This window comes from Abyssibacter sp. (assembly GCF_964229365.1).
Lineage (GTDB): Bacteria > Pseudomonadota > Gammaproteobacteria > Nevskiales > OUC007 > Abyssibacter.
This window is the reverse complement of sequence record NZ_CAXRDQ010000011.1, coordinates 1-13,059: the sequence shown is the minus strand read 5'-3', so window position 1 is coordinate 13,059 and position 13,059 is coordinate 1. Positions and strand designations below refer to the sequence as shown.

General features: G+C 62.1%; 11 protein-coding genes. 10 read left to right on the top strand and 1 reads right to left on the bottom strand.

Going from position 1 to position 13,059, the window contains the following annotated elements:
* The 10 genes from ACE1EY_RS01610 to ACE1EY_RS01565 form a co-directional block, all read left to right on the top strand.
* The coding region (locus ACE1EY_RS01610) for a LysM peptidoglycan-binding domain-containing protein (RefSeq protein ID WP_370299287.1) at positions 1-1,047 on the top strand (1,047 nt) is incomplete at its 5' end.
* Positions 1,048-1,178: 131 nt separating this feature from the next.
* Positions 1,179-3,521, top strand: coding sequence for a tetratricopeptide repeat protein (locus ACE1EY_RS01605; protein WP_370299286.1), 2,343 nt, complete (start codon positions 1,179-1,181; stop codon positions 3,519-3,521).
* A complete protein-coding gene (locus ACE1EY_RS01600) occupies positions 3,511-6,363 on the top strand; it encodes a tetratricopeptide repeat protein (RefSeq protein WP_370299285.1) in 2,853 nt (950 codons plus the stop codon). The genes ACE1EY_RS01605 and ACE1EY_RS01600 overlap by 11 nt, the downstream gene beginning before the upstream one ends.
* Positions 6,335-6,958 carry a tetratricopeptide repeat protein gene (locus ACE1EY_RS01595; protein ID WP_291513782.1) on the top strand — a complete coding sequence of 208 codons (624 nt, stop codon included), beginning with the start codon at positions 6,335-6,337 and terminating at the stop codon, positions 6,956-6,958. The genes ACE1EY_RS01600 and ACE1EY_RS01595 overlap by 29 nt, the downstream gene beginning before the upstream one ends.
* Positions 6,955-7,260, top strand: coding sequence for a hypothetical protein (locus tag ACE1EY_RS01590; RefSeq protein WP_291513781.1), 306 nt, complete (start codon positions 6,955-6,957; stop codon positions 7,258-7,260). Before ACE1EY_RS01595 ends, ACE1EY_RS01590 begins: the two co-directional genes overlap by 4 nt.
* A 38-nt stretch (positions 7,261-7,298) precedes the next feature.
* Entirely contained in the window at positions 7,299-7,937 is a 639-nt protein-coding gene (locus ACE1EY_RS01585; RefSeq protein ID WP_291513780.1) for a MotA/TolQ/ExbB proton channel family protein, read from the top strand.
* On the top strand, positions 7,934-8,455 hold the full coding sequence (locus ACE1EY_RS01580; RefSeq protein ID WP_370299284.1) for an ExbD/TolR family protein: 522 nt from the start codon (positions 7,934-7,936) through the stop codon (positions 8,453-8,455). Before ACE1EY_RS01585 ends, ACE1EY_RS01580 begins: the two co-directional genes overlap by 4 nt.
* Complete coding sequence (locus ACE1EY_RS01575) at positions 8,452-8,967, top strand: biopolymer transporter ExbD (protein ID WP_291513778.1); 516 nt, start codon at positions 8,452-8,454, stop codon at positions 8,965-8,967. The genes ACE1EY_RS01580 and ACE1EY_RS01575 overlap by 4 nt, the downstream gene beginning before the upstream one ends.
* Positions 8,964-9,980 (top strand): AgmX/PglI C-terminal domain-containing protein, encoded by a 1,017-nt coding sequence (locus ACE1EY_RS01570; RefSeq protein WP_291513777.1) that lies wholly within the window; start codon positions 8,964-8,966, stop codon positions 9,978-9,980. Before ACE1EY_RS01575 ends, ACE1EY_RS01570 begins: the two co-directional genes overlap by 4 nt.
* Before the next feature lie 89 nt (positions 9,981-10,069).
* Positions 10,070-10,864 carry an enoyl-ACP reductase gene (locus ACE1EY_RS01565; protein WP_291513776.1) on the top strand — a complete coding sequence of 265 codons (795 nt, stop codon included), beginning with the start codon at positions 10,070-10,072 and terminating at the stop codon, positions 10,862-10,864.
* 123 nt (positions 10,865-10,987) lie between these two features.
* Here the strand turns inward: ACE1EY_RS01565 and ACE1EY_RS01560 are convergent, their stop codons facing one another.
* On the bottom strand, positions 10,988-12,949 hold the full coding sequence (locus ACE1EY_RS01560; RefSeq protein WP_291513775.1) for a SurA N-terminal domain-containing protein: 1,962 nt from the start codon (positions 12,947-12,949) through the stop codon (positions 10,988-10,990).
* Positions 12,950-13,059 lie beyond the last annotated feature (110 nt).

Genomic DNA, 13,059 nt, shown 5'->3' with positions numbered 1-13,059 from the left:
CAGCGCTCATGGTGGTATGACGGCCGCCGCGACATCATCGCGTCCACCGAAGCGGCGATTCGCTACCTGGCGTATCTGCATGACATTTATGATGACTGGCTGCTGACCTTGGCCGCGTACAACGCGGGCGAGGGCCGGGTGCGCCGAGCGATCACGCGCAACCGCAAGGCCGGTCGACCCACCGACTTCTGGTCGCTGGATCTGCCTCCACAGACCGAAGCCTATGTCCCGCGCATTCTCGGCTTGGCCGAGATCTTCGCCCGGCCTGATGCATTCAATGTGACGCTGCCCGCCCTCAGTACCGTGCCCCAGACCATCGCAGTGAAATTGCCAGGCCAACTCGGGCTGCCGCAGGCGGCAAAGCTCGCGGATATGCCGCTGACGGAAGTGCAGCGTCTCAACCCGGCATTCAACTCATTCGCCACCGACCCGGACGGGCCACACCGGCTTCTGCTACCCGCCGACAAAGCCGGCGCCTTTGCCTTGGCCCTTAAGGCGCTTCCGGCCTCCGAACGCGTGAGCTGGAGTCGCCACAAGGTCCAGGCCGGCGATACCCTGGGCGAGTTGGCAGAAGACTTTGACACGACGGTTTCGGTCATCCGCTCGATCAATAAGTTGTCCGGCAATCAAATCCGCATCGGCCAGGTGCTGATGATCCCGAGCGGCGCCAATGCGGCCATCGCCAGCCTGCCCGCTAGCCAACAGACGGCCGGCGCGCGCATCTATAAAGTGCGGATGGGCGATTCCCTCTGGTCGATCGCGCGGCGGCATGACATTCATGTCGCCGATCTGACCCGCTGGAACCGGATGTCGAGCCGTTCCGTCATCCGCCCCGGTCAGGTGTTGCTTGTCACCTCTCCGTCGCGAACCGAACGCACGGTTTATTACACCGTTCGTTCCGGCGACTCGTTAGGTGGCATCGCACGCAGGTACCGTGTTCGTGCAAACGACATTGCCGCGATGAATGACCTGGCTACGCCTGACCGACTCCGCCCCGGCCAGCGGTTGAAAATTCGCGTGGACGTGGCTGACCACTCGGGCGTTTGAACCCATGACGGACATTCAAGACCCATTGACGAACCATTCGCAATTCACTTGTTGTTAAACTGTTGCCAATGCCTCGCCCAGCATCTGGGGTGCAGTCTGGGACACGCCCGAACCGACGGCTGGAGAATCGCTTGAACCGTATCAAGACGCTGGTCTGTCTGGCTCTGGCCAGCCTGGTCAGCCTGCCGCTGAGCACCGCGCAAGCCATTGATCAGGACACAGCGGACGCACAGCTCCAAACACTGCGCACGCTCGACGACCGCATCCGCACGATCAAGCAGGACGCACTGAATCTTTCAGTCGACCTGGAGCTCCTTGAACAGGCGGTCCTGTTCCCGGATGGCAATGCCGTCAGCGTCTACCTGACGGTCGATCTCAAGGCCTTCGTCGTCGAAACCGCCCGTTTGTCCGTCAACGGCGAGCAGGCCACGGTGATCGATTATCAGTTCAACGATGCCGTTTCGCTGACACGCGATGCGGCACATGAAATGACCCGCCTGGATCTGGCCCGTGGCACGCACTCGCTGAGCCTGGAGATCTCGGGGCGCTATGCCGAAGATGCGGAAACCGCCCCGCCCGTGCGACGCACACAGACTTATCAGGTCACCCTCAATGGTCAGCCCAAGTCAGTGGAATTCGTGCTGGAGTGGACCGGCCGGCGCCGCGAACCCCGGCTGAATCCCCGCGAATGGGCGAGCAACGGCTTTCTGAGTGCGGGCACCAGCGCGGACGCTGCCAGCAATCAACTGCTTCCGCTGCAGGCACGCGCGACGCGATACCTGCGTGAGACCGACCGCCTGTTTACCGCGCTCACCCGGTTACGAGTCTGGGCGGACGCGCATGGTGCCCAGACCACGCAGGACCCGGATCTGCTGCTGGCCGAAGCGAGAACTCTGGTCGATTTCGGACTCGCCGCCGCTGCCGAGGAACAACTGAATCGCATTCGCGGCAACACCGCCGCGCCGGCGGATACCCGCAACACCGCTGTCGTCCGGCTTGGTGAGCTGGCCTACAGCCGCGGCCAGTACAAAGAGATGCTCACCGCGCTGACGCGCGATCTGGTCGAACCGATTAACGAAGATGACCAGATGGCCGTCCATGACCTGCGCGCGCGCGCGTTCATGCGTCTGGGCGATTTTCCCAGTGCTCTGGGCGCCTATGACGATGCCCGTCGGATCGACTCGCTGCCGCCCTACATGGCCTACAACCGCGCGATCACGCAGATGCGCACGGGCGCGCTCGATGATGGAATCGACAGCCTGCGCCGGGTTGGGCGGGTGGACATTCCATCATTTGAGTTGGCTGCGCTGCGCGACAAGGCGAATCTGACGTTGGGCTATCAGTTGCTCAAGCAGGAGCGCTATGACGAGGCCCGTGATGCCTTCCGCCGTATTCGTCTGGAAGGCGAATACGCCAACAAAGGGCTTCTGGGCTACGGCTGGGCACTGTATTTCGGCGACACGGATGTCAGCACGGACGATGTGCCGACGGCGTATTCCTCGCTATCGCTGCTCATGCGGCCCGGCCGTGGCAACGCCAGCCTGTTCGAGAAGCTGGGCATCGGCTTGACCGACGAGCAGAAATCCAACCGCCAAACGACCAAGCGGCTTGAGCGCGCACTGGCCCCCTGGTCCGAGTTGTTGGGTCGGGATCCGATGGACCCAGCCGTACAGGAAGCCTTTGTGGCCGTCCCGCAGGCGCTCGGTTCCTTGGGTGCTCACCGACAGTCCTTGCAGTACTACCTGCGTGCCGCCGAACTGCTGGAAGAAACCCGGCTGCGGCTGGACAAGGCGGAAAATGCCATTCTCAGCGGCCGCATGGTCGAGACGCTGATCGCACGCGATCTGGACTCCGAGGCTGGTTGGACCTGGGAAGTCCGCGACCTGCCGAACGCGCCGGAAACGTACTACCTATATCCGCTGATCGCGAGCACGCATTTTCAGGAAGCGCTGAAGAACTACCGAGATCTGCGCTTCCTCGCACGCCGCTCCGACAGCTGGCTACGTGCTATCTCGGCCTTTGGCAGCCGGCTTGCCGAAGGCGCGCGTCCCGCGGACCCGGATCAAACCGTCGCCCGTGCCCGGGCGCATGCTCGCATTTTCGGAGACGGGGTCCGTCCTACGCTGCGCCTGGAGGAAGGGATCGGCAACCAATCTTCCGCAACGGCTGCACCGGCACCACGAGACCAGGCTTCCCCCGAATTGAATCTTGATCTGGCCGAGCCACCAGCGACCCTGGCACAGACCCGCAACCTGCCCTCGCCGACCCAGCAAATGCAGTCCGCTCGCCCCCGGATCTTCGAGTTGAGCGATCGCATCGAAGCCGCGCTAATCGAGCAGCGCGACCTACTGGAAACCATGGCGCTCGACGAGTTGCAGGGTCAGCGCCGCCAGGCTGAGGAATTCCTGATCGAGGCACGCTTCGCCATGGCTCGCATCTTCGACAGTCAAGGAGACGGATTCGATGCGCCGTAATCGGCTTGGCCTCTTTCTGGTCGCCGGCGTCGGTTCACTGCTAGTCAGTGCCTGCGCCTCCAAAATCGATCCAGGTCCGTCGATAGCGACGGTGAGCCGTGATCGCCCGGACGAAACCAAGCTGTCAATCCGGCAATCCGAGCGCATCGAAGCCAATCAGGAACTCGCGATCGAGAACTACCGCAAGATTCTGGAACTTGCCCCCGACGGCCCCCGGCGCACCGAAGTCATGCGCCGGCTCGCAGATCTGCAGATTCAGATCGGCGAGGTGAACCCACAATTCGAGCGCCAGCAGGAGCTCTACGGCGACAACGAGCCTCTGGATTCGATCAATCTCTACCGTGAGATCCTCGCCACTAATCCAGATGATCCCAACAACGACCGTGTGCTCTATCAGCTTGCTCGGGCGTATCAGAACCGTGGTCAGGAAGCCCGTGCAATCGAGGTATTGTCAAGGCTCGCCCGGGATTATCCGACGTCTCGGTATGCAACCGATGGCAAGTTCCGCGAAGCGGAACTGTCGTTCCGACTGAAGCGATTCCGCGAGGCCGAAGCGGCTTACCGCGAAGTCGTCGATTTCGGCCCGGATGGACAATTCTTCGAGCAGTCGCAGTACAAGCTGGGCTGGTCCATCTTCAAGCAATCGCGCTACCTGGATGCCGTGGAAGCCTTCACGCCGATTCTCGAACGCGAGCTGGCGCCCGGCCAATCCCCCATCGTCAAGAGCCAGGCGGTGGCGGGCGTGCGTGAAAAACGCCGTGAACTGGTCGATGACGTGCTTCGCGTCGTGGGTCTGAGCTTCGCCTATAGCGACGGTGGCGCATCGCTAAAACAGTTCCTGTCAGAACGTGGCGGTGCGCGGTACGAAGAACTCCTGTTCGCCAATCTTGGCGAGCTGTACCTGGAACAGGAGCGCTACACCGACGCCGCAGCAGCCTTCAAGGCATATGTCGACTACGAACCATTCACCCTGGACGCACCGACATTCCAGTTGAAATCCATCGACGCCCTTCGCGTTGGCGGATTCTCGGAGCTGGCCATGGGCGCGAAGGAAGACTACGTCCAGATCTACGACCCAGAAGCGGAATACTGGACCCAGCGCGGTTTGGCAGAAGCACCCTTCGTCGTCGAGGCGCTCAAGGAAAACCTCAACGATGTTGCTCGCTACTACCACTCCCGAGCACAGCGAGACGAAGCGTCGGCCGAGGCCCGCAAGATCGCCTTTGATCAGGCCGGGCGCTACTACCGCCGCTTCATCGAGATCTTCCCCGACGATCCGGCGGCCCCGGAGATGCACACGCTGTTGGCCGATACGCTCTACGATCGCGGCCAGTACCAGATCGCGGCCGAGGAATACTCCAACGCAGCCTACGACTATCCGCCCCATACTCGGGCGGCCGCTGCCGGCTACGGTGCTGTGGACAGCTATCACAAGTGGGCTGACGAACAGGTGCCGGAGCAACGCGGCGAGGCAACCCTGCTGGCTGTCGATGCCGCCCGGCGGTTCGCGGACAACTTTGCGACCCACCCACAAACCCCGAGGGTGCTGACCCGCGCCGCAGAGGATCTCTACGATCTCGGTGAGTTGGAGCCCGCCGCCGACGTCGCCGAGCGCGTGGTGACCATCGAGCCACGCCCCGACGCCCGCCTGCGCCGCAGCAGCTGGCAGGTGTTGGCCCTGTCACGGTTCGACCAGCAGCGTTTCCAGGATGCCGAAAGCGCCTTCAAGCAGGTGTTGCAGCTGACACCGCCGGATGACGTCCAGCGCCGGCAGACAAGCCGTGCACAGATCGCGTCGGCCATTTACAAACAAGGCGAGGTCGCGCGGGATCAGAATCGTCCTGATGATGCGGTTGGCCATTTCCTGCGCATTGGCCAGGAGATGCCGGATTCCGAAATTCGAGCCACGGCTCAGTACGACGCTGCCGCCGTACTGATCGCAGCCGAGCAATGGGATCGGGCGATCGACGTGCTGCAAGACTTCCGGACGACGTTTACCGGGCATGCGTTGCAGCGCGACGTCACGAAAAAGCTGGCAGCGGCCTATCTGTCGTCGAACCAACCGACTCGCGCTGCCGCCGAGTTCAGCCGCCTGGCCGGCGACCCTGGCGAAAGCGAGGACGCACGCCGCGAAGCCGCCATTCGGGCCGCCGAGCTCTATGACGAAAACGGTGCTCTGGCAGCCGCAGCCCGGGCTTACGCGAGCTATCTGGCCCAGTTTGCCGTCCCGTTTGATGAAGGCATCGAAGTTCGGCAACGCCTGATCGAGATTCATGACGAACTCAAGCAGCCCAGCGAAGTTGCCTTCTGGCGGCGACAGCTGATCAACGCAAACGCCGGCGCAGGCGCTGAGCAAACCGACCGTAGCCAGTATCTCGCGGCCAAAGCGGCGCTGGTCATGGCCGAGTCCGAGCTGGCGCGGTTCGAGGCGGTGAAACTCACCCTGCCCCTGCCGGCCAGCTTGAAGCGCAAACGCGCGGCCATGGATCAAGCGCTGGAGGCGTATCAATCCGCGGCACAGTCCGGCGTCGCAGACATCGCCACCGAGGCCACCTACCGCGTGGGTTCGATCTACCTGACCCTGAGCCGCGATCTCATGGCCTCTCAGCGCCCGGCGGGTCTGTCCGCCCTGGAGCTCGAGCAGTACGAGCTGTTGCTCGAAGAGCAAGCCTTCCCGATCGAAGAGCAGGCCATCGATGTCTTCGAAACCAACGTGGAACGGATGGATCAAGGCATCTACGATCAATGGGTGCAACGCAGCATTGACTCATTGGCAGAAATCGTTCCGGCGCGTTACGCCAAGCAGGAGAAGTATGAGCTCCCGATCAACACGATTCGCTAGGCCTGCGGCGCTAGTGATCTGCGCGGCGGCGATGCTGGCCGGCTGCGCGACGTCGCCTGCGCCCCGCCCTGCAGAAAGGGCGCAAGCGCCGATTAATCTGCCGCCGGTGCCGCAGGTCGAGATTCCCGACGCCGCCTTCAATGATTTCGCGGCAGCGCTCAATGCGCTCAAGCGCGGAAACACGGCCGCGGCGGAATCCGCACTGCGCACGATGACGCGCAACTATCCCCAGATCGCCGGGCCGTACTCGAATCTGGCCGGGATTCTGGCCGAACGTGGCGATGACGATGAAGCGCTGGACATGATTCGTCAGGCGGTCGAACGCAACCCCCGCAGTGCCCCCGCCTATAATCTGCAAGGCCTGCTAGAACGCCGTGCCGGCAACTTCGATGCTGCGGAACAGGCCTACCGTAAGGCGCTGGCGGCGGACGCAACATTCACGGATGCGCAACGCAACCTCGGCATTCTCTACGACTTGTACCTTCGCAAACCGGGCAAGGCGCTGGACGCCTACCGTGCATATCAGGACATGATCGCAGAGCCTGATGAGACAGTTGGCATCTGGATTGCTGATCTGGAACGGAGGACGAAATGAGCCGCCGGGCATTCGTTGTCAAAGTCTCAGCTCATGTACTCTTCGGTTTGTTCGCCGCGACTGCGGCGTCCGCACAGCCGGCCGAAGAGCCCATCGAGCTGGAGGGCGCCACGATTCGTGGTGAGCAGGAGCTACCAATCGGTCTTTACATCACGCCGTGGCGTAACTCACCCCCGGAGGAAGGCATCGACAAACCGGCCAAGTTGCTGGAAGAAGCGCTTGTGCCGATTGACCCGCCGGCGTTTCGCCGTCAAATGCAGTACTGGCAGGCTCTGGAATCAGCCAGACGCCCGTCTGAATAACGACTCAACCATTAACGCAGTAAACGAGAGGCAATCGTATGGAGGTGTTCGGCACCATTGTTCGCTTTTTCCAAAATGGCGGACTGTTCATGTACCCGATCGTGATCATTCTCGCGATCGGTTTGGCGATCGCGATCGAGCGATACATTTATCTGACACGATCGGAATCCGGTAACCGTAAACTCTGGGAGAAGCTCCAGCCGCTGTTATCGAACGGCGACTATGCCGGGGCCTTTGAGGTCGCCAGCAAGTCGGACGCCGCCGTAGGACAAGTTTTGGCCTACGGCATCAGCCGCCTGCGAACCAGCACCAACCGCCAGGACGTCGAAATGTCCATGGAGGAAAGTCTGCTGGAAGTCACGCCTCAGCTCGAAAAACGGACGCACTACCTGGCCGTGCTCGCGAACGTGGCAACCCTGCTCGGATTGCTGGGGACCATCATGGGCCTGATCGCAGGCTTTACCGCGGTGGCCAACGTCAACCCGGCGGAAAAGGCTGATCTGCTGTCTGCCAGCATCTCCGTGGCGATGAACACCACAGCCTTCGGCCTGATTGTTGCCATTCCGCTGCTTCTGCTACACGCCATCCTGCAAACCCGCACGACGGCGCTCGTAGACAGCATTGAAATGGCCAGCGTGAAGTTCCTGAACACCACCCGGACCACTGAACCCGCATGATCACCTCGCGGCTACACCGGATGCGTCGACGCGATCCGGCCGAAATGAACATCACGGCTTTCATGAACCTGATGGTCATTCTCGTGCCGTTTCTGTTGATCACGGCGGTGTTCTCGCGACTTGCGGTTCTGCAGCTCGCACTCCCCGCCCCCGACACGGACGCGGTTCCGCCCGAGAACGACACCCCACGCCTCTCGGTGATCGTTCGCACGGACCAACTCCAAGTCGTGGTCAGCGGCAGCGTGCTGCAATCCTTCGAGCTGACTGAATCCGGATTTGATCTGCAGGCGGTCAATAGCCTGGTCGTGAAGGTGCGCGAGCGCATCCCGGCCGAGGTAACCAGCGTGACCGTTTTGCTAGAGCCAGATGTGGATTACGACCAGCTCATCCAGGTGATGGACGCCGTGCGCATGAAACTGCCGGACGAAAACACCGTGTCCGTATCCGAACGCACCCCCCTGTTTCCTGATGTCGCGATCGGCGATGCCCCGCCACGCGCAACCGAGAGCAACGGATGAAGGAATCACGCCGCGCCAAGCGCATGCGCGAGCGCAATGCGAAAAAAGGACGCGTTGCCTCGATGAACATGATTTCGCTCATGGACATCTTCACCATCCTGGTGTTTTTCCTGCTGGTGAACTCATCTGCGGTCGAAACACTGCCCAGCGCAAAGCAGTTGCAGTTGCCTGAGGCCTTTGAGGACACCAAGGCCGGCGAAACCGTGAGCGTGATGATCACGCGAACCGATATTCTCGTGAACGGCGAACCTGCGATGACCCTCGCGGACGCGGAGAATGCAGAGCAGCTCGACGCCGTGCGCATGAAGCTGGAGTCCATCCCGACCAAGCTCATGCAGTTTGACGACGGCACCGAAACGCAAGGCCGCGGCGAAGTCACGGTCCTGGCTGACCGCAGCATTCCCTACAAGGTGATTCGTCGGGTCATGCAAGCCTGCACGCAAGCCGAATACGCCGCGATATCGCTGGCCATTCTTCAGAAGACCGAAATCGAATCCGGACCGGACGCATGACCGCGAGCTATGCCCTCCATTCTGCCTGGACACTGGGCGTTGACGAGACGGATCGGCGATTCAATCGGATCCTCGCCATCACACTCGTCGTGTTCCTGGTCCTGTCTCTCGCCATTCAGTTCGTAAGGACAGCAGGCGACGAAGACGGCGTGGGTGACGAACTGTCGGATCGTTATGCCCGCCTGTTGCTGCAGCGCGCCCCGCCCGGCCCCAAGGCGGAAACGCCCGCCCCGGAACCCGCTGCCGAGGAAGAGCCGGCCGAGGAGCCGGAAGAGGCCGAGCCTGAGCCGGAACCCGAACCGGAACAGCCTCGCCAACAGGAACAACCTCAGCCCGAGCCCGCCCCCGAGCCGACACGTGAGACGCAGGTGGAGCAAGCGCGTGAGCGCGCCGAAGCCAGCGGCATCTCACAGATCCGCGACGCTTTCGCTGACCTGCGCACCGAGGAATCAACCGCGGCGCTGACCAACCCGCAAGCCCTGGTCACGGCGGCGCCGACCGCAGCCGGTGGAGCGCGCCGTTCGGGCTCCGGTAGTTCAGCTTCCGAACTACTGTCCAGCGCGAGCTCTGGCAGTTCCGGCATCGACACCAGCCAGATTGCCCGCGATGGCGGCGGAACCGGCCTCGAATCCCGCCAGACCACGCGCGTGCAAGGACCTGCAGCCGGTGGTGGTGGCGGCGGTGGCGCACCCGCTCGCGGTTCCGGTGGCAGCGCGCCGGGCAAGGGACGTCCGATCGACGAAATACAAATCGTGTTCGATCGCACCAAGGGCGCGTTTTACAGCATCTACAACCGTGCAAGACGCAGCAATCCGACGCTGTCCGGCAAGGTTGTCGTGCGATTGACGATCGCCCCTAGCGGCGCCGTCAGTGCCGTGGAAATCCTCGAATCGCAGCTCGATGACGCCGATCTCGAAAGCAAGATACTCAACCGGATTCGGCTCATGAATTTCGGCGCCAAGTCGGTGCCCCCGATCACCTTGGATTACCCGCTATTCTTCGAACCGGGCTAATTCCGAGCCATCCGACCACCAACGAACCCAGGCGCCCTGCTGCATTCCATGCATCGTAGTCCAGCGGCGCCGGCTACCGGAGCCGACATATGAGTGGATTTCTCGCAGGGAAGCGTGCCTTGATCACGGGAATCGCCAGTCCCCGATCCATCGCGTCGGGCATTGCCCAAGCGATGCATGCGCAGGGGGCCCGCCTCGCGCTGACCTACGCTGGCGACAAGCTCAAAAGCCGCGTCGAAGCAGCCGCGTCGGAATATGCTGCGGAACTGTGCCTGCCGCTGGATGTGTCATCGGATGAACAGATCGCCGACGCCGCCAAGGCGCTTGAAAGCCATTGGGGCGGCGTGGATATCGTTATCCACTCCATCGGTTTTGCGCCACGCGAGTTGCTCAAGGGCGGCTTTCTGGAATCGGTGACGCGCGAAGGGTTTTCGATCGCCCATGACATTAGCGCGTACAGCTTTGCAGCCATGGGCAAGGCCTTTTATCCGCTGATGCCGGAATCAGGCGGCGCAATGCTGACGCTGACTTATCTGGGCGCCGAGCGCGCCCTACCCGGCTACAACGTCATGGGCCCCGCCAAGGCTAGCCTGGAATCCGCCGTCCGCTACATGGCCGCCGAACTGGGACCCAAGGCGATTCGAGTCAACGGCATCTCGGCCGGGCCCATCAAGACCCTGGCCGCGGCGGGGATCTCAGGATTCCGCGACATGCTCAATGCCACCGCCCAGGCTTCCCCGTTGTGCCGCAACGTGGAACCACTGGAAGTCGGCAACACCGCAGCCTTTCTGTGCAGTGATCTGGCGTCCGGCATTACCGGCGAGATTATCTACGTCGATGCCGGCTACCACATTCAGGGTATGCCGAACGCGGATATCGGCTAAGTCGTCGCTCCGTAGTCTGCCGCAGTAAAAAGCCGGCCCCAGAAAGCACTGAGGTCGGCTTTTTTATATCTCGTTCGGCGACGAACCGGCGTGTCTAGCGACCCGCCTGCAGGCGGGTCGTGATCAGTACGGCGTACTCTGCTCGGTCTGCTCGGCAAGTACGTCTTCGTTCACACGGACCTTGGTCTGTGCACGAATCGCCGCTTCCCAAGCGGCCATTTCCTGCCGCGCTGCAACTGAAGAGGCCCGATTGGCAATGATTTCCCGCTCGCTACCGTCTTCGGGAACGATGGGATTCTCCACCGCCGTGAGCTGATAGACCACGATGTCACCGCCCGCGCCGGTTAACTGACCTGCACCGTCGGGCGAACCGGCACTGCGACGCGCCTCACCAAAAACCGCGCGGACCACGCGAGGATCCAGACGCGCGCCCTCCCGTCCTTCAGTATCGGAACGTTCGATCATGCCGGAGTCGACCACGGCCTTGTCCATGTCCTGAGCGGCCAGCGCCGCCTGCATGGACCCAACGTCTTTCAGTGATGTCAGCAAACGGTCGGCCGCGGCCAGCGCTTGCTCACGCGCCGCCTCATCGACCAGCTCCGCCCGTATTTGTGCTTGCACGTCGTCGAACGGCTTCTGCTCTTCCGGCTGCCGCTCGGCAACGCGAACAACCACCACCCGGCCTGGCTCGAGCTCGATCAGGCGGCTGTTCTCGCCCTGCTCCAGCACCAGCTGCGAGAACGCGGCGTCGAGCACGTCCGGATTCGCCGCGATTCCAGCGCCGCCATTGCGGGCGAACCAATCAGTCTGTTCGATCTGGAGCCCGGTGGCCTCTGCGGCGGGCCCTAGTGAATCCACAGATTCAAAAGCCAAGGTTTCAAGCTCTTCCGTCAGCGTCTGGAAGCGTTCACCGGCCGCATCGCGCGCCTGAATCTCGCGAATCCGCTGCTGCACGGTCTCGTCATCAAACGGCTTGGTTTGCTCGGCACGAATGTCTTCAACCTTGATCAGGTGCCATCCGAATTCCGTTTCCACGGGCTCGCTCACGGCGCCCTTGTCCATCGCGAACAAAGCATCCTCGAACCCGGGCACCATCACCCCGCGCTCGACCCAATCCAAGTCACCGCCTGTGGCCGCGGAACCGGCATCCTCGGACAGCTCGCGCGCAACCTCACCGAAGGCTTCGCCATCATCGACAATGCGGCCACGCGCCTGCTCGGCGAGTGATCTCGCTTCCGATGAGGAACGCTCATCGGTCTTGATCAGGATATGCGACGCCTTGCGCGCTTCCGCTGTGGTGAAACGACCCTTCTGCTGCTCGTAAACCTCGCGCAGCATGTCTTCGGTGGGCTCATCCGCAGGCGCAAGCTGCGACTGATTCACCTCAAGATACGCAAGCTTGATCTGCTCTGGAGTGGTGAATCGCTGGGGCTCGTTGTCGTAGCGTTCGCGTACGGCCTGATCGGTGATATCCACCGACTCCCGGTAGTCATCCAGCGTCAGCGTGACCAGCTCGAAGCGGCGGCGTTGGTGGTCGAGTCGGTATGCGAGATCGATTTCACCGGGCGCAACCCAGGCGGAATCGATCAATCCCCTCTGTAGCTGGTCGATCGCAATCGAATCCGCCACCTGCGCCTCGAAGGCATCGGGCTGGCGCTGATTGGCCGCCAAGGTATCGCGGTAAGCCTGCGGCGAAAATGCCCCATCCGCCTGGAACGCGGGTATCTCACGGAGATATTCAAACACCGCGTCATCGGTCCCGCGCAGGCCACTATCTTTGGCGTACTGCGTCACGACCTGCTCGCGGATCATCTCCTCGAGCACCTGGCGCCGAAACTGCGGCCCCTGAATGATAGACGGGTCAAAACTCTCACCCATCATCGATTGCAGCCGCTGGTATCGCTGCTCGTAACCGGCCTGTAGCTGCCGTTGAGTGATCTTCTCGTCACCGACCTTGGCAACCGTGCCGTCACCACCGCCTGACCGGAAGGTTTCGATGCCGAAGAACGCAAACGGAACAACAATGATCGCGACGACAATCCAGGCAAAAGGCCCGGACGTGGACTCACGGATAGACTGCAGCATAGCGAAGGCCGATAAAGAAACGGCGCCCTGAGGCGCCGGTTCGAAAATGGCGGAGCGGACGGGACTCGAACCCGCGACCCCCGGCGTGACAGGCCGGTATTCTAACCAAC

Bases quoted from the DNA above. Each gene is read 5' to 3' on its own strand.
- ACE1EY_RS01570 (WP_291513777.1), top strand. From the start codon at position 8,964: ATGACCGCGAGCTATGCCCTCCATTCTGCCTGGACACTGGGCGTTGAC.
- ACE1EY_RS01560 (WP_291513775.1), bottom strand. From the start codon at position 12,949: ATGCTGCAGTCTATCCGTGAGTCCACGTCCGGGCCTTTTGCCTGGATT.
- ACE1EY_RS01565 (WP_291513776.1), top strand. From the start codon at position 10,070: ATGAGTGGATTTCTCGCAGGGAAGCGTGCCTTGATCACGGGAATCGCC.
- ACE1EY_RS01595 (WP_291513782.1), top strand. From the start codon at position 6,335: ATGAGCTCCCGATCAACACGATTCGCTAGGCCTGCGGCGCTAGTGATC.
- ACE1EY_RS01580 (WP_370299284.1), top strand. From the start codon at position 7,934: ATGATCACCTCGCGGCTACACCGGATGCGTCGACGCGATCCGGCCGAA.
- ACE1EY_RS01585 (WP_291513780.1), top strand. From the start codon at position 7,299: ATGGAGGTGTTCGGCACCATTGTTCGCTTTTTCCAAAATGGCGGACTG.
- ACE1EY_RS01600 (WP_370299285.1), top strand. From the start codon at position 3,511: ATGCGCCGTAATCGGCTTGGCCTCTTTCTGGTCGCCGGCGTCGGTTCA.
- ACE1EY_RS01575 (WP_291513778.1), top strand. From the start codon at position 8,452: ATGAAGGAATCACGCCGCGCCAAGCGCATGCGCGAGCGCAATGCGAAA.
- ACE1EY_RS01590 (WP_291513781.1), top strand. From the start codon at position 6,955: ATGAGCCGCCGGGCATTCGTTGTCAAAGTCTCAGCTCATGTACTCTTC.